This window comes from Bifidobacterium sp. ESL0745, from assembly GCF_029433335.1.
In the GTDB taxonomy this organism is placed as follows: domain Bacteria; phylum Actinomycetota; class Actinomycetes; order Actinomycetales; family Bifidobacteriaceae; genus Bifidobacterium.
Map to the genome: position 1 here is coordinate 678,954 of NZ_JAQTHX010000001.1, position 24,573 is coordinate 703,526.

At 55.6% G+C, this 24,573-nt stretch carries 20 protein-coding genes and 1 tRNA gene; 17 read left to right on the forward strand and 4 right to left on the reverse strand.

Features of this window, described 5'->3' with window-relative positions; genetic code table 11:
* Positions 1-37 precede the first annotated feature (37 nt).
* The 6 genes from glmU (at position 38) to PT275_RS02505 (ending at position 4,676) form a co-directional block, all read left to right on the forward strand.
* Complete coding sequence (gene glmU / locus PT275_RS02480) at positions 38-1,420, forward strand: bifunctional UDP-N-acetylglucosamine diphosphorylase/glucosamine-1-phosphate N-acetyltransferase GlmU (RefSeq protein WP_277152033.1); 1,383 nt, start codon at positions 38-40, stop codon at positions 1,418-1,420.
* Positions 1,421-1,423: 3 nt separating this feature from the next.
* The gene (gene rsfS, locus PT275_RS02485) at positions 1,424-1,840 is read left to right on the forward strand and encodes a ribosome silencing factor (RefSeq protein WP_277152036.1); all 417 of its coding nucleotides are present in this window, start codon (positions 1,424-1,426) and stop codon (positions 1,838-1,840) included.
* A 27-nt stretch (positions 1,841-1,867) separates the two neighbouring features.
* Positions 1,868-2,593, forward strand: a complete 726-nt coding sequence (locus tag PT275_RS02490) for a histidine phosphatase family protein (RefSeq protein WP_277152038.1) — start codon at positions 1,868-1,870, stop codon at positions 2,591-2,593.
* A 207-nt stretch (positions 2,594-2,800) separates the two neighbouring features.
* Positions 2,801-3,034 carry a hypothetical protein gene (locus tag PT275_RS02495; protein ID WP_277152040.1) on the forward strand — a complete coding sequence of 78 codons (234 nt, stop codon included), beginning with the start codon at positions 2,801-2,803 and terminating at the stop codon, positions 3,032-3,034.
* 169 nt (positions 3,035-3,203) lie between these two features.
* Positions 3,204-3,347: a hypothetical protein gene (locus PT275_RS02500; RefSeq protein ID WP_277152043.1), complete on the forward strand. Its 144-nt coding sequence runs from the start codon at positions 3,204-3,206 to the stop codon at positions 3,345-3,347.
* Between the two features lie 18 nt (positions 3,348-3,365).
* Positions 3,366-4,676, forward strand: coding sequence for an alpha-amylase family protein (locus tag PT275_RS02505; RefSeq protein ID WP_277152045.1), 1,311 nt, complete (start codon positions 3,366-3,368; stop codon positions 4,674-4,676).
* A gap of 243 nt (positions 4,677-4,919) precedes the next feature.
* Here PT275_RS02505 and PT275_RS02510 read toward each other — a convergent pair whose 3' ends face one another.
* From PT275_RS02510 to PT275_RS02520, 3 genes are all read right to left on the reverse strand, one after another.
* Positions 4,920-5,879, reverse strand: a complete 960-nt coding sequence (locus tag PT275_RS02510) for an aldo/keto reductase (RefSeq protein WP_277152048.1) — start codon at positions 5,877-5,879, stop codon at positions 4,920-4,922.
* 337 nt (positions 5,880-6,216) lie between these two features.
* Entirely contained in the window at positions 6,217-6,930 is a 714-nt protein-coding gene (locus PT275_RS02515) for an SOS response-associated peptidase (RefSeq protein WP_277152050.1), read from the reverse strand.
* A gap of 105 nt (positions 6,931-7,035) precedes the next feature.
* Complete coding sequence (locus PT275_RS02520) at positions 7,036-7,440, reverse strand: pyridoxamine 5'-phosphate oxidase family protein (protein ID WP_277152053.1); 405 nt, start codon at positions 7,438-7,440, stop codon at positions 7,036-7,038.
* Positions 7,441-7,943: 503 nt separating this feature from the next.
* Here PT275_RS02520 and PT275_RS02525 point away from each other — a divergent pair.
* Complete coding sequence (locus tag PT275_RS02525; RefSeq protein ID WP_348519513.1) at positions 7,944-8,951, forward strand: DMT family transporter; 1,008 nt, start codon at positions 7,944-7,946, stop codon at positions 8,949-8,951.
* Between the two features lie 185 nt (positions 8,952-9,136).
* On the opposite strand, the gene PT275_RS02530 is transcribed toward PT275_RS02525, so the two are convergent.
* Complete coding sequence (locus tag PT275_RS02530; protein WP_277152057.1) at positions 9,137-9,946, reverse strand: DUF1287 domain-containing protein; 810 nt, start codon at positions 9,944-9,946, stop codon at positions 9,137-9,139.
* Positions 9,947-10,129: 183 nt separating this feature from the next.
* Between PT275_RS02530 and PT275_RS02535 the strand changes: the two genes are divergently transcribed.
* The 10 genes from PT275_RS02535 to PT275_RS02580 all read left to right on the forward strand — a co-directional run bounded on the left by PT275_RS02535 (position 10,130) and on the right by PT275_RS02580 (position 24,530).
* The gene (locus PT275_RS02535) at positions 10,130-11,422 is read left to right on the forward strand and encodes a hypothetical protein (protein ID WP_277152059.1); all 1,293 of its coding nucleotides are present in this window, start codon (positions 10,130-10,132) and stop codon (positions 11,420-11,422) included.
* A gap of 238 nt (positions 11,423-11,660) precedes the next feature.
* Positions 11,661-11,733 (forward strand) — tRNA-Ala (locus PT275_RS02540).
* Between the two features lie 199 nt (positions 11,734-11,932).
* Positions 11,933-13,504 (forward strand): carboxypeptidase, encoded by a 1,572-nt coding sequence (locus tag PT275_RS02545; protein WP_277152061.1) that lies wholly within the window; start codon positions 11,933-11,935, stop codon positions 13,502-13,504.
* Positions 13,505-13,610: 106 nt separating this feature from the next.
* Entirely contained in the window at positions 13,611-14,840 is a 1,230-nt protein-coding gene (locus PT275_RS02550) for an ElyC/SanA/YdcF family protein (RefSeq protein ID WP_277152063.1), read from the forward strand.
* A gap of 121 nt (positions 14,841-14,961) precedes the next feature.
* Positions 14,962-15,801 (forward strand): histidine phosphatase family protein, encoded by an 840-nt coding sequence (locus PT275_RS02555; RefSeq protein ID WP_277152065.1) that lies wholly within the window; start codon positions 14,962-14,964, stop codon positions 15,799-15,801.
* Positions 15,802-16,140: 339 nt separating this feature from the next.
* Positions 16,141-17,109, forward strand: a complete 969-nt coding sequence (locus tag PT275_RS02560; RefSeq protein WP_277152067.1) for a magnesium transporter CorA family protein — start codon at positions 16,141-16,143, stop codon at positions 17,107-17,109.
* Between the two features lie 8 nt (positions 17,110-17,117).
* On the forward strand, positions 17,118-18,053 hold the full coding sequence (locus tag PT275_RS02565; RefSeq protein WP_277152069.1) for a transporter substrate-binding domain-containing protein: 936 nt from the start codon (positions 17,118-17,120) through the stop codon (positions 18,051-18,053).
* Between the two features lie 200 nt (positions 18,054-18,253).
* Entirely contained in the window at positions 18,254-21,232 is a 2,979-nt protein-coding gene (gene leuS, locus PT275_RS02570; protein WP_277152071.1) for a leucine--tRNA ligase, read from the forward strand.
* A 374-nt stretch (positions 21,233-21,606) separates the two neighbouring features.
* On the forward strand, positions 21,607-22,473 hold the full coding sequence (locus PT275_RS02575; RefSeq protein ID WP_277152073.1) for a helix-hairpin-helix domain-containing protein: 867 nt from the start codon (positions 21,607-21,609) through the stop codon (positions 22,471-22,473).
* Positions 22,473-24,530, forward strand: coding sequence for a ComEC/Rec2 family competence protein (locus PT275_RS02580; RefSeq protein WP_277152075.1), 2,058 nt, complete (start codon positions 22,473-22,475; stop codon positions 24,528-24,530). The genes PT275_RS02575 and PT275_RS02580 overlap by 1 nt, the downstream gene beginning before the upstream one ends.
* Positions 24,531-24,573: the final 43 nt, after the last annotated feature.

The window sequence follows — 24,573 nt, forward strand, 5'->3', positions numbered from 1 at the left end:
TATGTTTCGCCCACAAGGCAACGGAATTGGAGCAGATATGTCATTGAGTGCAGCAATCATCCTCGCGGCCGGCGAAGGAACGCGCATGCGTTCGACCAAGCCGAAGGTCCTTCATGAACTTGCCGGCAAGACGTTCCTTGAACGCGTGATGGCGTCTGTGGCTGCGCTTGATCCGAAAACGCTCGCAGTCGTGGTGCATTATCAAGCCGAACGCGTTGCCGAGGCCGCCCGACGTTACGACGGCAAGGTCGAAATCGTTCATCAGGATGACATTCCCGGCACCGGGCGTGCGGTGCAGTGTGCCATGAAGCAACTCGACGGGGACGGGCAGCTCTCCGGTCCCGTTCTGATTGCCGCCAGCGATATGCCTTTGCTCGACACCTCTACACTGGATGCGCTGCTTGCCTTCCATAAAGCCAGTGGCAACGATGCCACGGTGCTCACCGCCAACCTTAAAGACCCCACCGGCTATGGTCGAATCATCCGTGACAGCGACGGCAGCGTGCTACGCATCGTCGAGCAGAAGGATGCCAACAGCAGCGAACTGGCCGTTCACGAGATTAATACTTCGGTATATGTTTTCGACGCAGCCGTGCTTGCCCGTGCGGTTCAAGGACTGGATTCGCAGAATGCACAAGGCGAATTCTACCTGACTGATGCCCTCGAAAGCGCCAGGAAGAACGGTAAAGTTGGCGCTCTTGCCGCATCCGATGCATTGAGCGTCGAAGGCGTCAATGACCGCTTGCAACTGGCCCATCTTTCCCGCAAGCACAACCTGCGCATCTGCGAGCAGTGGATGCGCGAAGGGGTCACAATTCTTGACCCCGAAACCACGTGGATCGAAGACGATGTCGAACTGGCGCAGGATGTCACCGTGCTGCCCGGCTCCTTCCTCCAGGGGCATAGCACCGTGGCGGAAAACGCCGTCATCGGACCGTATACGACGCTGATTGACGCACATATCGAGGCCGGTGCGACCGTTGAACGCAGCCGTGTGCAGGGATCGCGTATCGGTGCAAACGCGAACATCGGCCCATGGACCTATCTGCGTCCGGGTAATGTACTCGAAGCGGACACGAAGGCCGGTGCATTTGTCGAGATGAAGAAGGCGCATATCGGTGCCGGCACCAAGGTGCCTCACCTGAGCTATATGGGTGACGCGGAGCTAGGGGAGCATACCAACATCGGTGGTGGCACCATTTCGGCCAATTATGACGGCGTGCACAAGAACCGCACCCACATCGGCTCGAACGTCCATGTCGGCGCGGGCAATCTGTTCGTCGCGCCAGTCGAGGTCGGTGACAATGTCACCACCGGAGCCGGCTCCGTCATCCGCCATGCGGTTCCGGACGATTCGATGGTATATTCGGAGAATACACAACATGTAGTAGAGGGCTGGAAGCCCGAATGGGAGCGTTAATATATGGCAGCACTGCAAAGTACGATTGATGCCCTGCGTCTGGCTGCGGCTGCGGCCGACAGCGTCAAGGCCACGGATATCGTCGCCTTCGACGTGACCGGTCCGATCGCCATCACCGATGCCATGCTCATCGCCACTGCATCAAGCGAACGCCAGGTTCTGGCAGTGGCTGAGGAAGTCGAAAAGGAACTCTACACCAAAGGCGGCAAACTTGAGCCGCGTAGCCGTGAAGGCCTCGACGAGGCACGTTGGGTGCTGCTTGACTATGGTGATTTCGTCATCCATATCATGCACGAAGAAGAACGCAGCTATTATGATCTCGAACGGCTTTGGCAGGATTGCCCCGCCATTGACCTTCAACTTTCCGATACAGCCAAAGATGTATCCGCCGATGCAAAGTCCGCAGCGGCGCACAACTGAACACCCACTCGTTTTAGGAGGCGACTGATGGATTTCAGCACATTATTCGATCCCGATGTCCATGTCCATTCATTGACATTGGTGAGGCATGGACGCACCGCGTACAATGCAGCCGGGCGCATTCAGGGCACGATAGACATCCCGCTCGACGAAGTCGGCAGCTGGCAGGTTCATCAGACCGGTCGCGCCTTGAAAGAGCTGTATGTTGACGCCGAAGAGGACCAGCAGCGTCATTGTCTGGTTGTCGCTTCCGATCTGGGCCGAGCCATGGCCACAGCACACGCTTTTGCCGATTTGATCGGCGAGGAGGTCCATCCTGACGAACGTGTGCGTGAACGCCATTACGGCGAGTGGGAAGGCGAAGCCACCAAGGAAATCGTGAAGAAATATCCGGAGGATTTCTACTCTTGGCTCCACGGCGAAGGCGGGGAACTCAAGTACGGTGTCGAGCCGGACAGACATGTCGGTCAGCGAGCCGTGCAGGCCATTGCCGAATGGACGGGCAAGGCCGAGCCGGACACCGACCTTTTTGTGTTTTCACACGGTGCATGCATTGCCGATACCGTTCGCACACTGCTTAATGCCGGAGGCGAGTCGGATGCCAACAGTGCGGTCTTCTCGATGCGCAATGCGCACTGGGCAAGGCTTATCCCCGTTGTAGTCCCCGGCAAGCCGCTGCATTGGGCGCTCTCCGATTACAATCACGGGCCGGCCCTTGCCGATACGCCTGAATGGGAGAATCCGAAGCTCTGACTCAATTTTTGCTTCGAATGTCTTGTTTTCCAGGTTTTAAGCGTCTTTAGCCCAGTCATACAACCATATGATGTTTAGTCTTACATACTGTTTTATACGCTAAAATAGTAAGAGTGTGATGGTGATATGCCGTCGTGCCCCGACAGACAGATCAACCGCTATTCGGCTGATCTTCGGGTGGATTAGATCTCTTAAGGGGAAATGATTATGGGAATTTTCGATGACGCCAAGGATGCGGCCAAGCAGGCTGGCGATAAGCTCGGCAAAGCCGCTGCCGACGTCAAGGACAAGGCCGCGGACATGGTCGATGACACCAAGGACAAGTTTGCCGACAAGGCGGATGAGGCGAAGGCCAAGGGCGAAAGCGCGGTAGCCGATGGCAAGCAGAAGGCCACCGAGGTCAAAAACCAGGTGAAGCAGCAGATTCGCGACAATAAGTGAAGTCAGGGTTTCAAGACCTCCGAGGTTTGCTGATGTCTGCTAACCCGATGTGATATCGGGGTTGATTTTCTGCACCAGATAGGCCGCTGATACGTGTAAAGCGTTTCAGCGGTTTTCGCGTTTTACATTGTGCTATCTGTTTTTATCATTTCTGATAAAATATTATTCGGTGAATAAGCACACCGTGACGGCTTTGTTGCTGGCCGATTCCTGCAGACTGCCGATTGCGGTGAGCGATGAATCCAGTTATGGCTGGTATCCGTCTGACTTGGCACAGGTAAAGTTGGGTCGGAAACGACGCAGAGGAGTATGACACGAAATGGGGCATGATATGAACGACATGAGTCGCAGGATTTGGTGGCAGGTCTATCCTCTGGGCTTTTGCGGGGCGCCGGTTCGCCCGCAATCCGATGACGAGCGCCGCATGGTCCCCAGGCTTGACCGACTTATCAATTGGCTGGATTATATGAAAGGCATGGGCTGCGATGGCCTGTTGCTCGGCCCCATTTTCGATTCCGACACCCATGGATACGACACCACCGATTTCTACAAAATCGATTCGAGGCTCGGCGACGATGAGACTTTTGATCGTTTGGTGGCTGCGTGCCACGAACGCGACATCGCCCTGATGCTCGATGGCGTCTTCAACCATGTCGGGCGAGACTTTCCTGAATTCCAGTGTGAGCTGGGACAGGCGCAAAGCGAGCTGAACGATGGCAAACCGGTCGGCCATAACGATGAGGACATGTTCAGCTTCTTCAAGGCCGAAGACGGAACGCTTGATTACGCGAAATTCGAGGGGCATGCCATTCTCCCCGCGTTTAACCATGATGCTCCAGGTGTTGCGGATCTGGTGACTGATGTCATGGTTCATTGGATGCGTCGAGGTGTTGATGCCTGGCGTCTGGACGCGGCCACGACCGTGCCTACGACGTTCTGGGCGAAGGTTTTGCCACGCGTGCGTGGAGAAATCTCGGATGCCTGGTTCATGGGTGAGGCCATCCATGGCGATTATCCGCAGTTCGTTCACGATTCCACGATTGATACCGTCACCCAATACGAGCTGTGGAAGGCGATCTGGAGCAGTCTCAAAGACGGTAATTTCTTTGAGCTTGATTGGTGTCTCAAGCGCCATGATGCGTTTCTTGAAACCTTTACGCCGCAGACGTTCATCGGCAATCATGACGTCACAAGAATCGCAAGCCAGATCGAAGACGAGGAAAAGCTTGCGCTGGCAAATGTGATTCTTTTCACGGTAGGGGGCACACCATCGGTCTATTACGGCGACGAACGGGCATGGAAAGGCGATAAGACCGAAGGTGTCGGCGGTGATGATATCGTGCGCCCGCAATATCCGCAGCGTCCCGAGGATCTGGCCGAAGACGGTGCGTGGATGTATCGGCTCACCGGCGAATTGGCGGCGATAAGAAGTGCACGCCCGTGGATGACGGACGCCACCAGTGAACCGGTGCTGCTTGAAAACCGGCATTATATCTACGATGTCACGGCCCGTGATGGCAGTGCAGGCATTCGCGTTGATATGGATCTCGATAAAACGCCGCACGCCGATATCTACGACAAAGGCAATGCCAGCACTGGCACTGGCAAGCTTCTGCTGCATGTCGAACATCATGCCGCTTAGATATACCGCCCGGAATGGGCACAGACAGGCACCAGAAACAGCCTCGAATAAATGCCATCTAAATAATGCCGTTCAAGCAAAACAGAGTGAAAACGCGGCCTGTCAGTGTTTGGCCACTATTTTGTTATCGCAAGATTAAAAGTAATTCCCATCCATGATTATCGAGATCAGGATGGGAATTACTCGTTTGAACCTAAGCAATAGTTCCGTTTCTTGGAGCTTTATGCCAAGAAACTTGCCATGCTACTTGGCGAACGGCTCGGAGGCCTTGTTAAGGGCTTCCACATCAGCATCACTCAGCACAAGTACGCTGGAAGCGAGCAGGTCGGGCAGTTGCTCTGGGATACGGGCGGAAACGATGGGTGCGGCGACCTGTGGACGATGGCGCAGCCATGCCAGCGAAACGGTGGCGATGGCAACGTTGTGTGCTTTCGCGACCTTGTCGAGCACGTCGATCAACGCGAAACCGTCAGGCGTGAGATAATCGGCCACCATGCCTTGGCGGGCCTTGCCTTCGGCGTCGGCGGCGGAACGGTATTTGCCCGTCAAAAAGCCCGATGCCAAAGCGAAGTACGGGAATACGGAAAGTTGCTCGCGTTTGGCGACTGGGGCCAGCGTTTTCTCGTAGTTGCCGCGGGAAACCAGATTGTATTGCGGTTCAAAGGCGACGGGCAAGGTGTAACCGTTTTCGCGGGCGATCCTGAACCATTCCTCGATGCGATCGGCGGAATAGTTGGAGATGCCGATGGCACGGACCTTGCCGGATTTGACGAGCTTGTCGAAGGCTTCGACGGTCTCTTCGAGTGGGGTCTTCTCGTCGTCGAAATGCGCGTAATAAAGGTCGATATAATCGGTGCCCAGTCGCAGTAGGGACTCATCGGCGGCCGCGGCGATGTTCTTGGCCGACAGACCCGGATACTGTGGATGCTGGCTCACTTTGGTGGCAATGACCATATCGCTGCGGTTCTTGCGTGTGGCGAGCCAGCGGCCGAGCACGACTTCCGATTCTCCGCCGGAGTGACCGGGAACCCATGCCGAATAGACGTCAGCGGTATCCACGAAATTGCCGCTGGCCTCGACGTACTTGTCAAGCACGGCATCGCTGGTCTTGTCGTCGCTGGTCCAGCCGAAGGTGTTGCCTCCAAGCACCAGCGGGAAGACCTTGAGGTCGCTTCGTCCGACATTGATGCGATTTTCAGTCATAACTGTTTATTCCTTTCGTTATGAGAAAACTTGTTACGGGTCGATGACCCTTATTCCTATTGTCTCGCAGGGGAGGGAAGCGTTGCCGGTTTTCGGCTTGTCGAGAAGCCTATGCGCCCAGAGCTGATCAATGAGACTTGTGGAGCGTCATACGTCGAATTGGTGGGAGACGAAAACTTTCGAAAAATCTTTCTCGCCATCGGAATCTGTTTCAGATTGATTCAGGTTGATTCTTGTTGTCGAAAATCCAATGGCTGCACCAGGTATCGGGACCAATGGATAGTGCACAAAGGGGACAGCGGTGCTGGTTGAAGTCATCACGCTCCGTCCGCAATCCTCAGAAAAGACTTAAAGGAGCGTTGTTTTTGATCGGGTGAATGCACTGCGGTCCGTCCTCGTCCGCTTTTGGCTCCGCCACTTCATAGTATTCGAGGTTTTCAGATACAACTCTGCCTTTGTTGTGGATTTCAAGGATGATACCCGAACCATCTATATCGGGATCGAGCCATTGCTTCCTCAGATCCGTTGGCACAAGCAATGGCATACGATCGTGTATCTTTCTGGGGCCGTCTATTGCCGCACAGGTCATGACAGTAGCCGTCAGTACCCAAGAGGAAGTCGTGCTTGGCCTCCACCATGAGTACAGGCCGGCCATAGCCAACGGCAGATTGCCGGGAGCATGGAAATAGAACGGACGATTGTTTTTGAATTCAAAATATCCGGCAGCAGGAATGATAGCCCGGCAGTGCCGTGCCGAATCTCTGAAAGTGGGTTTCTGAGCAGCCGACTCCATACGGGCATTGTAGGTCGGGTAGTCGAGTTTTGCGCTGGAGTTCCACGACGGTACCAGTGACCAATAGCCGCCGCGTAGGTGTCGTTCACCTGCGTGGTCGGCTGCGATGACGCCGATCTGCTGATGGGGTTCAACACGAAAAGTGCGTGCCGGTAGTGACGGAGTATCGATCTGGTCGCTATCAACCTCGAATTCGCGGCCGACGGCGTTCCAATCGAGGTCGAGTGAGAATCTGCGGCACATATTCGTCCCTTTCACGTAGCGACAAGACACAGCATACAAAATGAGGGCCTCCGATTGTGGAGACCCTCATACATTCAACGGCTTGAAACCATAGACATCAAGCCATCGCTACCGGCCATTTCAGTCCTTGCTGATGGTGGTGCCGGCCTTGGGGCCAGCGGAAAGATCCTGAATCTCGGTGATCTCGAGCACTGGAACGGTGGCGGGCTTCTTGGTGCCGTTCTTCTCGGCGACCTTGACCTGCTCGTCATAGATGGCATCGTCGGAGTGCAGGGTCACGTTGCCGCGGAAGCGGTAGCCCTTCTTCTGTTCCAGATTGGCGAAGCAGATGACCAGCGGGCTGCCGTCTTCGAGGTTCTTGTAGTGCTGGCCGGCGGTGCGCTCGTGATAGGCGAGATGATTGTCGTCGAGCACGAACATCGACATCTTCGGGCCGAGGTCGAGCTGGCCTTCCTTGCTGACGGTCGCGATCCAGGCGAGATTGTTGTTGATGAATTCCTTCATCTCAGGGGTAAGAGTAGCCATGATGCTGTCCTTTCATTCGAACTGCTGTCTATACATTTACCATTTTACTTCCTTATCGTTCGTTTTGTCGTAGGAAACGTGTGACATTAGTCACCGGCCAACCGGGAATAAGCGAAATGGGCAGTGTCCCGGTGCGTTTAGTGACAGAAAAATCATTCACTTCGGTTTTGTTATGGCAGGCACGCTCGGAAAATAGCATGATTCGGAAATGTCGTGTCATATCGTGATTGTGTAACCAATAAGTGAAAGGTTGATAAAGCCTACGATTCACCATTGTTTTAGGCGTGTCTTCGGGTTGGAATGGCCTAATTTAGATATCAGCAGTTGCGTTTGATATGTCCAACGATGACGATTCGACCAAGCGTTGATCTGTGCGGGCGCGTTGCATGCGTGCCCGGTGTGTGTATGAGTGAAGAGGCTGGCCGTCAAAAGCCGCAAGGAGAAGGCCTGATATGGCTGCTGGAACTGGTGCGAAGGCATCGAACACACTTGGTGGAACATCCATGTCTGCTTCTGGCGGAAACATTCCGTCCAGTGGTATTCACCGCCATGGTTTCCAAGGCTTGCGCAGTCGCCTTTCCCGTAATTTCCCGCCGAACCTGGCCCGTCTTATGTTGCTTGGGTGCGCAGCGCTCTGGGGCGGAAGCTATCTGGTCGCGAAAATTGCCATGGCGGCAATATCCCCGCAATGGATGATGGCCTTGCGTACCGGCGGGGCATGCCTGATCATGCTGCTGTTGTTCCACAAAAGCATCATCCCTGCATTGAACAGGTCGATTCTTCTACCTGCGGTTATCGTCGGCGCCACCTATTGGGGCACGATGGTTCTGCAGACCAAAGGGCTCTTGACGATCGACCCTGGCCGAAGCGCGTTCCTGACCGCTTCCTATTGCGTTTTGACGCCGTTTGCCGCATGGTTCGCCACGAAAAACAGGCCGCACAACATCAATATCATCGCCGGTGTGATCTGCCTGATCGGTGTCGGTTTCGTCGCGCTCAAACCCGGTAGCTTCTCGCTTTCCCTGTCATTCGGCGATTTGCTCACGCTCGGTTGCGCCGTCGTGTTCTCGTTCAATCTGACCTATCTCGGCATCTATTCAAAGAAATTCAATGCCATCGCCGTCACCTTCGTACAATTCGCCGTCGCCTTTGTGCTTTTCCTGGTTGGTGCGCTGCTGACCGAGCCCTTGCCGAACGCCTCGTGGCTTGAACCGAAAATCGTGGTCAGTTTCCTGTATCTCTTCCTCGGTGCCACGACCTTGGCGCAGATCATGCAGAACATCGGCTTGGCCCACGTTTCCGCACCTTCGGCTTCCGTGGTGATGTGCACGGAAAGCCTGTTCTCCGAGTTCTTCTCCATACTGTTCTGGGGGACGAAGCTGAGGTTCACGACCTTGATCGGTTTCGCGCTGATTTTTATCGCTGTGCTGATGTCGATCGTTCGCCGCTCGACAATCGTCAATCTCTTCCGCAATGTGGAGGATTGGGTGCACGATCATCGCAAGAGGTAGAAGCGGCGGTATCGGCAGGCCGGTTTCAAAAAATGTCCCAGAACGGGACGAGTAAGCGATAATGTTTTTCGTTTGAGCTTATGGCATATTGCTAGCTGAATGGGTTTTGTCGACATTGGTATTTTTCTGTAGGTTTTTAATAATCAGCATTCTATATTTCGCATTGCTTATTCAGCGCACCATTCTCAGTGCCACGGTTTCAGCACGCCGGCCGGTATCTTCGAAGCGTCGAAACGATAGTGGGCGAGGATAGGCATGTGGTTCGTCTGGTTCAGATAGTCGTTTTCCCTGTCTTTCTGCCCCATATTGTGAATGAGATAGGGGATTGATTTGTCGTCCCGGCGGTCGGAGACCATGCCGATATGCCCGTTGTGCTTCTGGTTGGCGAAGAAGACGAGGTCGCCCTGCTGCCACTGGTCGGTCTGGTTGGCATCGGTCGTCAGCGTTTGGCCGTATTTCCTGAAGAACACATCGAGCATGGCCGTACGACGGAAATCGATATTGGGATCGAAATTGGATGTGCTCTTGCGATAATCGGCAGGATGCGCGGCGACATCAGCGTCCACCATGTCCTTGAGGCTGTATCCGGCGTTCCGGAAAGCACGCCAGATAGTATCGGTGCAGGCTCCACGATTATCGGCCGGATAGCCGCCTTGTACGTAACTGTCGTCGTAGGTGGGATGGGTTTTCGCGTCCTTGCGGGCTCCCTCGACCAGATCGCTGTAATCATCGATACCGTCGTGGTCGTAATCGACGGAACTTTTGAGTTTTGGTACGGGCTTACCCGGCAGCGTTGCTGAGGTTTGGGATGCGGAAGGTGTTTTTCGCTCCTGGCCGGTCAAGTCCGATTTCCTGAACTTGACAAACAGAAAGCCGCCAGCGGCGACAAGAGCGACGACGAGCAGCACGGCCACCAATACAACCGGCCAACGACGGTGCCTCGTATACTGATCGGACACCGAGTATTCCGTTGTGTGTGATCGCCGTTGTCCCATACCGTCCCTTTCGTTATCGGTTCAATCTATCAGAAAAGCTCACGTGTCTGCCAGTATCTGGGTTTTTCTTGACAGTGTCGACGAAAGTCTCTGAAGTTCCCCGCGTTGTTGACCTGTAAGCATTCGGCAAGGTTTTGCCACTTTTCAGCCTTTTTCAATCTTGTTTCGTTAATCTTGGATATCATGAAGAATTTTTTCAAGGGGATTTCGGTCTCGCAGATCATAGCCGGTGCGCTTGCTGCGGTCACTTCGTTCCTGTTGTCAGCCAAAATCGGCATCGCCGGTTCGGTAATCGGTGTTGCAGTCGGCTCCATCGTCTCTGCGGTGGCTTCGCAGATTTATCAGAACGTCCTTAATGAATCCGGTAAGAAGCTTCAGGAGAACACTCCTGACGATGACGCCACCGATCAGGACATTGAACCCGTTCCTGAACCTGAACGTGAAACGCGGGTGGTGGGTTCCGATGCGCGGCACCATGGTCAATTGGCTGCTCCGAGGGCCTTGTCTCGCGTTTCCGGAACACCTGCTCTCCGTGTGGATGGAACGTCCCCAAGTCTGGCGGCTTTGGCGCGCTCCGGTAAGGAGCTGCCTGACAGCGAGACGAAGATCTCAGACAGGTTGGGCAGCACAGCAGCGGATCAAGGCAAACATGATGTGCCAGGCCTCGGTGACAAGAACGATGCCACTTCAGTCACGCCGGCGGCCGTCTCTGGCAAGACCTCCGTGATGAAGCCCGTGTCAGGTAAACAGAATGGAAAAGCCATTTCCGAATCCGGTAAATTCAAGGGACCGGGGCAGCACGACGGAAAGATGCGCACATTTGAGTCCACGAAGCAGAAAAGGCTGGCCATCGTCGTGGCCGTAGTCAGTGCCTTGGTCGCCGTAGGCATCAGCGCCGGTATCATTTCGCTGGCTACACGAGGGAAGGGCACTGACGACGTGGTGCGCAACATCGTCACCAATTCGACGACCAAGAACCCAAGTCAGAAAACCGATAGCAAAGACACCGGCAATACATCGACCGACAACAGCAAGAAGACTGACGGAACCACTAAGCAGAACAGCGGAACCACCAATCAGAACAACTCCGGCTCCACCACTGATTCCGGTACGCAAAGCGGATCGAATTCCAACGGTTCAGGGACCACCAGCGGATCAGAAAGCAGCAATTCCGGCAGTAGCAGCACTGGGTCTGGCAGCACCGACAGCGCTAATTCGGGCAGCAGCAATTCCGGAACTACCGATTCGAACAACGGCACCACAGGCACTACGAACGGTGGAACAAGTTCGGACTCCACTGGTTCCACAAACGGATCCAATGGTTCGTCGAGCAACGGGAGTTCTACCGGTGGAAGTTCCACGAACGGTTCGACCAGTGGAGGCAGCAGTACTGGCACCAGCGGTTCGGACTCCACAACGAACTCCCAAACGGGTAACGGAACATCGGGGACGAATTCCAATACGACAAGTAAATAAGGTAATGGTTGGTTCAGGATTCATTCCCCGCTGTTCATAGGATTACTGGTTTGTTGCATCCTGAGTTTGCCTGTGCCTGGTTTCGTGCGACGCTTGCCGATGCTCGCCATTCCGGTGAGTATCGGCAAGCGTCGTTTTTCGCGCTGACTTCCTTTTAACGACACGCCGGTTTGGTCATTTTCAGAGTTTGTTGTAAAGTATCTAAGGCTTCGCAAGGAGCAATAATTCAATTAAGACCGGGGCTATGGCGCAGCTGGTAGCGCATCTCCATGGCATGGAGGGGGTCGGGAGTTCGAATCTCCCTAGCTCCACGGTTAGGGCTTTCGAGGGTTTCCTCGGAAGCCTTTTTCTCATTTTTGGTGGCTTTCGAGGATTCACCGATTTCTATAATTTGGGGTTAAAGGCCAGAAAACGTGTCTCAATTCTCAATATTTTTCGGCACCGCTCGTCAAAGAGACGGCTCTGCGTTAGGCTGGAAATAAGAAATAAGTACAAATAAGGAGCTGCAATATGAGTGAGGAAGCAATATCACAAGAAAACGCCGACAAACAAAGCGTGCCGACGCAGAAACAGACGGAATCGAAACTTCGTCCGACCGGCGAACATACGACAAGCCATACCATGGAGCTCAACGGTGAAACGTTGCATTATCAGGCGACCGTGGGCACCATCACCATCGACACCAAGGACGTGAAGCCGGCCGCCAGCGATTTCTACGCGGCCTTCGAGCTGACCGATGAAGCCGGCAAAACCGACACCACACGTCCGCTCACCTTTATTTTCAACGGTGGCCCTGGTTCCTCGTCGACGTTCCTGATGATGGGCTCGCTTGGTCCCAGGCGAATCGATATTCCTGACGCAGCTCCGGTTCCTGCGGCTCCGTATGGTCTTAAAGACAACCCCTACACGGTGTTGCCGTACTCTGACATCGTCTTCATCGATGCCCCCGGGGCCGGGTTCTCGCAGATCGCCGAAAAAGCAAAGAAAGAGCTGTATTCGGTGGATGGCGATGTCAAAGGCTTCAGCGCGTTCATCCGCGCCTATCTGACGCGCTTCCATCGCTGGAATTCGCCGAAATATGTGCTGGGCGAATCCTATGGGACCACGCGCGGTGCGGCGTTGTCATATTGTCTCCAGCAGGATGGGGTGGCGCTCAACGGTCTGGTTCTGATTTCCAACATTCTTGATTATGCATTTACTTTCGATACGTCCGACCAGTTCTACGTCGGCTATTTCCCGACCTTTGCCACTGTGGCGCACTACCATGGCAAGGCTGGTCAGGACGTCGACATTCAAACGCATCTGAACGCGGCACGAGACTTCGCCAATGGGCCTTTGCGTGCGGCCTTGGCACAAGGCGATGCCATTGATGAGGCCACTAAGCGCGATGTCGCCAAGCGATATGCCGAACTTACCGGGCTTAGCGAACAATACGTCTATGATTCCGATCTTCGTGTGCTCGACATGCGTTTCCGCAAGGAACTACTGCGTCACAACAGCGGCGAGGACACCGGAATGATCGTCGGTCGCTACGACGGGCGTTCCAAGGGCTACGACCTCGACCGTACCGCACAGGAGGAGACATTCGTCGTTGACGACAGCTTCCTTGATCCCGCCTATTCCAGCGTCGCCAACGCCTATCTGCGTGACGAGCTTGGCTGGGACGGCACCGAGGAACGGCGGGGCTTTGCCGATTTCGATTGGAATTCCATGGAGCCGGGCAAAGGCTGGACGTGGTGGCATACGCTGCCGGAAGGTGCCAAGACCTCGTGGGGTGCGCATATCCCGTTCCCGACGGTCACACCCGATCTCGCGGCGGCAATCGCCCACGAACCGACGCTGAAGGTCATGATCGGCAACGGCATCTACGACCTGTGCACGCCGTTCAATCAGACCGAATACGACATCGACCACATGGCGTTGCCCAAGCCGTTGCGCGGCAACGTGGCATTCACCTACTATCCGGCCGGTCATATGCTCTATACCGCACCGGAAAGCATCAAGAAGTTCTCCGGTGATCTGTCGCGCTTCTATGCTGCGGATGTGAACGGGCTTGCCGATATCAACGAACGCAAGATCTGAAGCATCCGGCTTTTGAGGCTGAATATCAAGACTCTGGCGTAATGCAGACACAGGTTCAGAACAAGAAAAGACACCGAATCTTGGCAAACACGGGGGAGACGCGCACATGACCGATTGGTGGCAGGTCGTCCTGCTGTACGGGCCTGCCGTATTGTTCGGCCTGTTGCTCGTCTTCTCCGTGGTCCAGGAGCCACGTCGCTTCCGTAACGCGATATGGCTCGCTCTGTTCGTGCTGAGCCTTTCCAGTGCGCTGATGCTTGATTTCTGGTGGGACTGGGCGTTCATCCCGATCGTGCTGGTGGCTGTTTTCACGCCGGTCATCGTTGTCGGATTCCTTGTGATCAACACCTTCATTGTCGTGCGCCATGAAGGTTTTTCACTTTCCACGATTCTGCCGGCATTGTTCGCCTTGGTGATGATGGCGTGCATCCTCATATACCCGTTGACGTTCTATTTCAATGCTTCGCAATGGGGGAAAAGCATTGGCCTGTTGATCGCACTGGAAGGCCTCTGGTTCTTCTTCACGTTCGCCGCATTGTTGCTGTATTCCACCATTTATCGGATACTTCCACGACGGCGGCAATACGATTACATCATCATTCTTGGAGCTGGCTTGCGTGGAACCAAGCCGACCCCGCTACTACGCGGAAGAATCGACAAGGCGGTTGATCTATGGCTGCGGCAGGAGCGGAAAGGGCTTTTTGTGGTTTCTGGCGGGCAGGGAGCCGACGAGGAAATCAGCGAGGCCGAGGCCATGAAACGGTACCTGGTCGAAGAGCGGGGAGTGCCGGCAGAAAAAATCATCAAAGAGGACCAATCCACCACCACCTTCGAGAACCTGCGCAATTCCAAGGTGATTATGGATAGCCGCAGTGGCATAGGTCCTTCGTCAGATTACCAATCGTTATCTGCAAATACCCGTCGGATTTCAAGATTGGATATTGGTAATGACGTCTCGGATATCGGTGACAGTGCCCAATCGTCTTCGGTGTCTGCAATCCCAGGATTTCAACCTGGTCGTGTCGCTATTCAATCATCGACGTCACTGCCACCCACAGAACACAAACCGGGTCGTGTCAAACGGATGAAAAATCGGATGTCCTGTCCCTACCGCGTCGCCGTGGTCACCAGTGACTACCACGTGTTTCGTGCCAGCGAATACGCTCGCGACCTTGGCCTCAAATCGGACGGTGTAGGCAGTCACACCAAAGGCTACTATTGGCCGACCGCATTCATTCGTGAGTTCATCGCCATCAGCAAGGCACATTTCTGGCCATATGTGGCCATCTTTGCTTTGTGGGTCATCGGGATGGCGGTAATCTCCTTCGGCAGATGAGTATTGTGCTGATAACGGCGTTCCTTTCATCTCAGGGGTGCGGCACAATGAAACCAGTGACACATTCCTTATGTAGGGTGTCGAGGTTACGGGGAACGACTCGGAAACGGAGTGAACGAATATGATTGACGAGATTATCTTTGTACGGCATGGGCGCACTTCCTACAATCTGGTGCATCGGCTGCAAGGCCAGATCGATGTCCCGCTCGATATCGTGGGCCAATGGCAGGTCGACCAGACCGGCTTGGAACTGGCCAAGCGTTATTACTGGGCTAAGGTCAGCAGCATCGTCCGAACCCCCGATTTGCTCGCCCAACCCGGTGCACAAGCCGCCGAGCAAAGCGATATTGAGGAATATCGTAAGGCGCCTGCCTCCAAGCGGGTTATGAAGGTCTATTCCAGCGACCTGTTCCGTGCCGCCCAGACCGCGCACGCATTCGCCGATATCCTGGGTTTGCCAGTGACGCTCGACAAGCGCCTGCGTGAACGCAGCTTCGGCCAATGGGAGGGCATGACACGCCCGGAAATCAAGGATATGGACGAGGTGGCCTACCGTTCATGGCGCGCACATACCGGTGGGGAAGCCAAGTATGGGGTCGAGTCGCGCACCGACGTCGGCAAGCGTGGTGCCGAAGCCGTTCTGGAACTGATGCAGGAGCATGCAGAAGACGAGACGCCGACCACTCTGATGCTGGTGAGCCACGGCTCCTATATCGCGGCCACTGTCGAGACGCTACTCGGCATGGATCCCGAAATCGACGAACTTGGCAATATCCCCAACGCTTTCTGGTCAACGTTGAAACCGCATGCGAAAGCCGACGGCGGCTATACTTGGAAACTCGCGGAATTCAACTGTGGCCCGACAATCGCCTACGAAACGGACTGGTTGAACGGGCCTGCACAGCTTCGCAACCCTGATATGCCTGAAATGATGCCGCTGCCGGTAACCGAACAGGTGTGATGAGAGATTCCTATTGGTTTCTTGAGAAGCTCTTCTTGCGTATTGGCAGCATGTAGTGACGGCGTCGATCGTGTTTTGCGATTCGGTAACGTCGTGACGATGATGAAAGTCCATTAATTGGACGAAAAGAGCTGATGATTCCATACGCGGGTTGCGAATTGGTCAGGAAAAGTTCCGACTGAGGGTTATTCTTGAACTTTGGTTTAACAGCAGGAATCCGGAATGTTGTTGCGTTTTTTTACACTCGGCAAACGTTCCGGTGGCCAGGATGTATGGTTTTGGAGCCGGCATCTCCTGCAAAAACCGTACAGCGAATGATGCGAAAGGCGGGTGGCAGACATGTTGAGGATGTTCAATACGATCAACGGACAGGTCGAACAGATAAACAAGCTGGAAAACGGCTCTTGGATCTGTCTGTCGAACCCCACCGACGTCGAGCTTGCGACCGTCTCCTCCCAGACCGGCGTCGATCTGGCCGATCTGCGTGCACCATTGGATGACGAGGAACGTTCACGAGTCGATTCCGAAGACGATTACACGATGATCATCGTCGATATCCCCACCGTCGAGCAGCGCGACGGGCGCGACCACTATGAGACCATCCCTTTGGCCATTATCGTCGCTTCGCATACGATCATCACCGTCTGTATGCAGGACACGCCGGTGCTCCACCCCTTCATGGAAGGTACCATTCGGGGTTTCAATACGTACATGAAGACACGTTTTGTATTGCAAATACTGTATCGGAATGCAACGATGTACCTGCGTTACCTGCGCATCATCGACCGCAGCTCCGATAACCTTGAACTGAAGCTCCAGCACTCGATGCAGAACCGCGAAATCCTGCAGCTGCTTGAACTTTCGAAGACCTTGGTCTATTTCACGACCAGCCTCAAATCCAACGAAATCGTCATGGAAAAGCTTCGCGTGACCGAAAAACTCAATTCGTTGACCCACATCAAGCAGTATCCAGAGGACGAGGATTTGCTCGACGATGTCATTACCGAGAACAAGCAGGCCATCGAGATGGCGAACATATACAGCGGCGTTCTTGCGAACATGACGGATGCCTCTGCCTCGATCGTCTCCAACAACTTGAACAACGTGATGAGGATCTTCACGATCATCTCCATCGTCCTGTCGATTCCGACGTTGATCTTCTCGATGTACGGCATGAACTTCCAGGACGGCATGTTCGGCATGCCGTTCACCAACTCGCGCTGGGGCTTCATCATCGTCATCGCCATTTCCATGGTCATCACTGGCCTTGTGGCATGGTGGCTGACCCGTTCCAAGCTTTTCAAGTAGGCGCTCGGATGCGATTTGTAAGATTGAAAGCGAATCCGGTTCCGGGCAAGCGCAACGTGTGTAGGCGTTTCAAGGCATTGCTTGCGCTGCTATGCGGTACCGGTGTGCTGTTCTCCGCGTCCGCGTGCGGGCCGGCCCAGACCCCGCCTTCGGCCAACGTCCCTGAGGGGCCTACCATCGCCATCGCCGTGTCGAGTGACGAGCCCGGTCTTGGTTTTGACCATGAAGGCAGATACTCCGGCTTCGACATCGAAGTCGCCCATTACGTGGCGCAGAAACTCGGCTACGCGCACAAGCAGATCGTCTACAAACCGGTGAATGCCGCTTCCGCTGTGGACACTTTGGAACAATCCAAAGCCGACATGTTCGTTTCGGTATTGCCAGCCGCTACGACCTCCAGCACAGGCCGGAAATTCGGTACTTCCAAACCCTATCTCACCGATCCGTTGGGGCTTCTGGTTCCGACACGCCTGCAAGGCAAGTTCACCGATATATCGTCGTTGACGGATCAAAGCATCTGCACGGTCAAGGGGATGACCGACGGCAGCGAACTCGCATCCGCGATTCCCGCCGTAAAGATTCAGGAACGTGATACCTATCCGCAATGCCTTACCGCACTGCTCTCAGGCGAAGCCAACGTAGTGGCGGCTGATGTGGCCATCCTTCACGGGCTGGCTTCCAGCGTTGTCGAGCACGATGTCACTGTCTTGGGGGACGGGGATTCGGCATCGTCGGCACCGCTGGTCAAAGCGGTCGCGCAGGTTTCCCAGGTTCGTCATGCCGTCATGATCCGCCCCTCCGATGGGGAACTGACCAAAAAGATCGACACCATTCTGGCCGATATAGTCAAGGACGGCACGTGGCAGAAGGCCGCCGAAACCATGCACAAGGACATCGGCTACAGCCCGGATGAATCCCTTAACGCCGAGATGAGGCGTCGCTGAGTTGTGCTTGTTGTGGCTTCGATCCGGCATGCGATGAAAATCAGCTTTTGAGAGCCATTATCCTGATTTTGCTCGCATCGTCATCATGTATGCAGACGAAATCACAGTCTGGTACCGGATTTGCCCCTTTTGCAAAGGGTCATGACCATTTTGCGGAAACATGGCACCCTGTGTCCAGTTGAGCCGCGATAATCCTGTTTATGAGTGACAACGAGCAGGGCGCGGATTCGAGCGCCAATATTTCTAGTGAACCGGCTTATCGTTACAACGCCAAAATGGCGCAGGGTATCGAGGAAAAATGGCAGAAAACGTGGGATGAGAAGGGCACCTTCTGGGCCGCGAACGTCAAAGGTGATTTGACCGATGGCAAGGGACGCCACGCCGACGGACGCACCCCGTATTTTGCGATGGACATGTTCCCGTATCCTTCCGGCAAGGGCCTGCATGTCGGCCATCCGCTGGGCTATCTGGCCACCGACGTCGTGAGCCGCTATCACCGCATGAAGGGCGAGAATGTGCTGCACGCCATGGGCTACGACGCCTTCGGCCTTCCCGCCGAGCAGTACGCCGTGCAGACCGGTCAGCACCCGCGCGTGACCACCGAGGCCAACATCGCCAACATGCGCCGCCAGCTGCACCGCATGGGCCTGAGCTTCGACAACCGCCGTACCTTCGCCACCATCGACCCTGGCTACATGCGCTGGACGCAGTGGATCTTCTCGCGCATCTACGACGCCTGGTACGACCCTGATTTCGTCCGTCCCGACAGCGGCAAAGGCTCCGCACGTCATATCGACACGTTGATCGACCAGTTCAAGTCCGGCAAGCGTGCCATTCCCGGTTTCGAGGACTCCGGCAAGAAATGGGACGAATTGACCGAAGCCGAGCAGGCCGACGTGCTGAACGATTTCCGTCTGGCCTACATCTCCAAGTCGCCGGTCAACTGGTGCCCGGGCCTCGGCACGGTGCTCGCCAACGAGGAGGTCACCGCCGAGGGCAAGTCCGAACGCGGCAACTTCCCGGTCTTCCAGCGTGAGCTGCGCCAGTGGTCCATGCGTATCACCGCTTACGGCCATCGCCTGATCGAAGATCTTGACATCATCGACTGGCCTCAGAAGGTCAAGCTGATGCAACGCAATTGGATCGGCGAATCCCACGGCGCTTCCGTGCACTTCAAGGTCGCCACCCCCAACGGCGAGCGGGATATGGAGGTCTATACGACCCGTCCCGACACGCTGTTCGGCACCACCTTCGCCGTGGTCTCGCCCGAGCACGACCTTTTGGCTGACGCCCCGGCTCAATGGCCTGAAGACACGCCGGAAAGCTGGAAGGGCGGCTATGCCACACCGGCCGAAGGCATCAAGGCCTATCGTCTCGCGGCCGAATCCAAGACCGCACAGGACCGCGTCGACGAGGGTGGCGAGAAGACCGGCCTCTTTACCGGTCTCTATGCCACCAACCCCATCACCGGAGACAAGCTGCCGCTTTTCACCGCAGACTACGTGTTGATGGACTATGGCACCGGTGCCATCATGGCGGTGCCTGGCGGCGACCAGCGCGATTACGATTTCGCCAAGAAGTTCGACCTGCCGGTCATCTACACCGTCAAGCCTTTGCCCGATTCCGGCGAGGACCTGAGCGATTACGAGGGCAAGGCTCCATTCGTCTCGCACGACGGCATCGTCATCAATTCCTCCACCGAGCACACGCAAGCCAAGGGCGACATGCTGGATCTGAATGGCCTGCGCGTCAACGACGCCATCGAGAAGGTCACCACGTGGCTCGAATCCGCGGGCGCAGGCGAAGGCACCGTCAGCTACCGCCTGCGCGACTGGCTCTTCTCCCGCCAGCGCTACTGGGGCGAGCCCTTCCCGATCGTCTACGGCGAAGACGGCGTGCCGCACCTCTTACCGGACTCCATGCTGCCGATCAACCTGCCCGACGTGCCGGACTACAGTCCGAAGACCTTCGACCCCGAGGACGCCGAGAGCAACCCCGAGGCACCGCTGAGTCGCAACCCCGATTGGGTCAAGGTCACGCTCGATTTGGGCGACGGCCCCAAGACCTATTACCGCGACACCAACACCATGCCCAACTGGGCCGGTTCCTGCTGGTATTACATGCGCTACCTTGACCCGAACGACACCGAGCACATGGTCGATTCGGACGAATACGAATACTGGATGGGCCCGAACCACAACAAGGAATCGGGCAAGACCGGTGGCGTCGACCTTTACGTCGGCGGTGTCGAGCACGCGGTGCTGCACCTGCTCTACTCGCGTTTCTGGCACAAGATCCTCTTCGATCTGGGCTACGTCGACACGCCGGAACCCTTCTACAAGCTCTTCAACCAAGGCATGATTCAGGCGTACGCCTACACCGACGACCGCGGCCAATACGTGCCGGCGGCCGAAGTGGAGGAAGGGCCAGCCGACAAATCCGGCGAACCGACCTTCACCTGGCATGGCCAGCACGCCAACCGCGAGTTCGGCAAGATGGGCAAGAGCCTCAAGAACATCATCACGCCCGACGACATGTACGCGCGCTACGGCGCCGACACGTTCCGCCTCTACGAGATGAGCATGGGCCCGCTCGACGAGTCCCGTCCGTGGAACGACCGCAACGTCGTGGGTGGCATGCGCTTCCTGCAGCGCCTCTGGCGCAACGTCGTCGACGAGAACACCGGCGATGTCACCGTTTCCGATGACGCTCCTGAGGCCAAGACGTTGAAGCTCCTGAATAACACCATTGCCGCGGTCACCGAGGAGATGGAGCACATGCGTCCCAACACCTCCATCGCCAAGCTGATTGTGCTGAACAACCACCTAACAGGACTCAAGGCAGTGCCACGTGCCGCCGTGGAGCCGCTGATCCTCATGCTTTCGCCGATCGCCCCGCATATCTGCGAGGAACTCTGGTCGAAGCTCGGCCACGCCGATTCCTTGGCGCATGAGCCGTGGCCGAAGGCCGATGAGCGATATGTAGGCGAGGAATCCGTCACTGCCGTGGTGCAGATCAAGGGCAAGGTCCGCGCCAAGCTCGAGGTCAGCCCCTCGATCGACCCCGACGAGCTCAAAGACATGGCGCTGAAGGCCGTTGCCGACCGCCTGGGCGGCAAGGAGCCACGCAAGGTCATCGTCAAGGCTCCGAAGATCGTCTCGATCGTGCCGGCGGAGTAGAGAAAAGCCAAATATTCGTCAGCGATAATTTGGAATAAATCGAATGACCGCTTGATCGACTGAACGAACAAAGGGCATCGGGTCGGATCCCGGTGTCCTTTTCGTTTATTTTGTTTTCTTTTTAGGAATAGACTTCATTCTTATGCGAAGCAGGAAGTCGGAATATTAAGCAATCTCGGATTGATTATCGGCTGGTTTTTTTGACCGAATGCTTGCCTTTGTACGTATTGGCTTTGATCTACGCGATGTGGATGAATGTGGACGACCCGGCGCTTGAGGCTGCGACACGCCTCAAATGTGGATAACTCCTATCGTTCGACCACAGTGGTCGTTTTGGCTGGATTTTCACATTCGGTTCGGCCATGCTTGAAGGTATGGGTATTCATTTCGGGAACAGGGAGCATGACGAGGGCCGGCATATGGCGGCGCGTCTGCATTCGTCTGCCATGTTTACGGATGAATCATATGAAGAAAAGCAAAACCTCGATGAGGATTTGCTGCACGTCGGGCTTCCTCCTTTGCCGCCTATTGAAAATTGGCTTATCGATTCGGCAGATGGGCAGGAAAAACGTGAGGATGGCGATGCCGGTTCCGTAGATGTTGAGGATTTCGGTTCGATCATCGATCATCACGATTTAGTCTTGGAGAACGTTTCGAACAAGGGACAAACCCGTCAATCGGCTTCCGGGCAACGAACCATGCCCAGACTGGTGTTCAAGCCCACTCAGGCTGTTGTCGTGATTCTGGTGCTGGTGGTGGCGTTGTGCGCGAGCCTGACGATGCTGGTGACGCAGGCAATCAACTACAACAGGCAGCAGGCTGAAGCCTCGTCGTCGGCGAGTACTTCAGTGGGGACAGGGAGCAAAACCGAAGATGCAAGAAGTGAACACAATAATGCTCCAAAAGCCGGTGACGCTTCCGCCTCGTCCCCAAACCCGACTGGGAGCGAAGGACAGAATCTGGCGGTAAACGGTAATGCGGCCCTGGCGGATCCTCCTGCTCAAACCGGAAGCTCGACAGGCATTACCGGGACTTCAACCGACCAAAGCAATCTTGTCAACCTCAACACCGCCGACAGCACACAGCTCCAGCAGATCAAGGGCGTAGGGCCGGTGATGGCACAGAAGATCATCGACTATCGGTCGTCGATCGGCCGTTTCACCAGCGTTGACCAGCTGCTCAAGGTTTCAGGCATCGGTCAGAAGACCTTGGAGAAGATGCGAGGGCAGGTGACGATCTGATGAAAGGAACTGGTATCTATCAGGACCGAGGCTTTGACGGCAGACGTGGCTACGAGCAGGGCAGCCGTGACTGGCGGATGCTGCCGGTGGCCTTGTGCACATGGGTCGCGGCACTGGCTTCGCATGCACTTTTTGTTTTGTTGACGAGCCAACAGGACAATTCGGCTTCGACGGGACATAATGCCGGTGAAACGAGTGGCTCTTCATCGTCGGTTCCTGTATTGGGCATGGCTATTGGCAGGTTGATGGGTTCGTTGAATGCTGAAACCGCCTTTTCGATAGTTGTATTGCTTTTGCTGTCAGCCGGTCTTATCGCCCTGCTTGCCGTATCCCGCCGATGGCTTGGCCGTAACGGGAATTTTGCCGATGGTTCAGCCTATCGGCATCCTGTTATCAAGTTCGATGCCCGTCAATCGTCGGAAATCCATCGACAGAGGCAATCCGGCAATGAAACAGGCATTCAAACCCCGATAACCCCGGTAATCAAACTCCCAATGAGCGAAAAGAAAAAGTCAAAACAGGAAACACTTTCAGTTAAATCTAAAATTTCGTTGGTGCTGCACGAATCGCGCGGGAACCGAACGGTATGGGCGGCGGTTCTCGCATGTTCGACACTCGCCGCGTTCATCGCTTCGATGGGCGCCGATGTCATGGCGTATCGGGATCCGGCCGCAACACTTGTCAGGGAGGGCGAGAGTACGGTTGAAGCGACAGTAAAGCTTGACTCGCCGGTAACCGCGGCCAGCTCGTGGCAGGCGGATTGTCAGGCGAATGCCCGGCTGAGAGGTTTCATAAACAATGGCATCCGGCAAGCCAGCGGGTCGCGTATCGTCTTGTATGCCAACAAGCCGTTGTGCGGGAAGCTTTCCGACGGGCAGACCGTGGCGATTTCCGGTACGATGCAAACCGCCCGATACGGCATGAGACCAATTTGGCTGAAGATGGACGACGATGCCGAAACGCGTGTGGTCGAACGAGCTCCGCCCGCAAAGAGGCTGGTCGATTCCATGCAACATTCGTTTTTCTCGGTGACCGAAAGTCTTTCCGAGCAGGGACGGGTGTTGGTTCCGGGCTTGACGATTGGTCTTCTGGGGCAGGATTTCATGGGCGAGAGCACAACCAGGCGTGAACCGGTCAATGCGACGTTCGCCACGCTGCTTGAGATGCATTTCAAGGATTCCGGCATCATGCACCTGATGGCCGTTTCCGGCGGGCATTTCGCGCTCATTGGCAGTCTGATACGCTCTGGCTGCGCACGGTTCCTGCTGCCACGTCAGGCGGTGACGATACTGACGGTGATGGCGTACGTTGCGCTCGCGAGCGCCATGTATCCCTCCGACTCGGTGATGCGAGCTTTGCTCATGGGCGTCTTTACCTCTTCGGCCATGTTCGTCGGCAGGAGGCCACAGGCGATCAGTGCGTTGAGCTGGACGGTCATCTTCACCCTGCTGGCTAATCCCGTGATGTCGAGAAGTTACGGATTCGCGCTCTCCTGTGCTTCGGTGCTTGGCATCGTGCTGTGTGCCGGTCCGATAGCGGAACGTCTTTCGAGCCTATTGCCGGGATTTCTTGCCGACGGCATGTCGGTGACCATCGCCGCCCAGCTCTTCACCCTGCCCATACAGGTACAGATGACCCCGACGTTGCCGTTGCTTTCGGTACCGGCGAATCTTGTGGTGGCCCCGTTCGTGGATTTCTCAACGTTGACCGGACTGGCGGGATTGGTGTTTTCGTCATTCGCCCCGCATCTGGCATTCGGATGTGTGTGGCTGTCCAGCTGCGGAACATCGGTGATGCAGTGGTGCGCGGACACCATCGGCGGCTCCCAGTCGGCGACCATGCCGTGGGCTGGCGGGGTCGGTGGGGCGCTGATGGCAGTGATATGCGAGGCAGGCATGATACTGCTTTTCAAGGTATTGTCTTCAATAACGAAACGGCAGGATGCGGAAGGTCTGACAGACCGCAATGACGGCTATCTCGTGCGTCTGCGAAGCAAAGGAACGATATGGCTCAAGGAAACCGAACAAATGTTCGAACAGCTCTGGAAGTTGGATTAATCCAAATGACACGGCGTATGTCCACCTGTGACAGCACATTGAA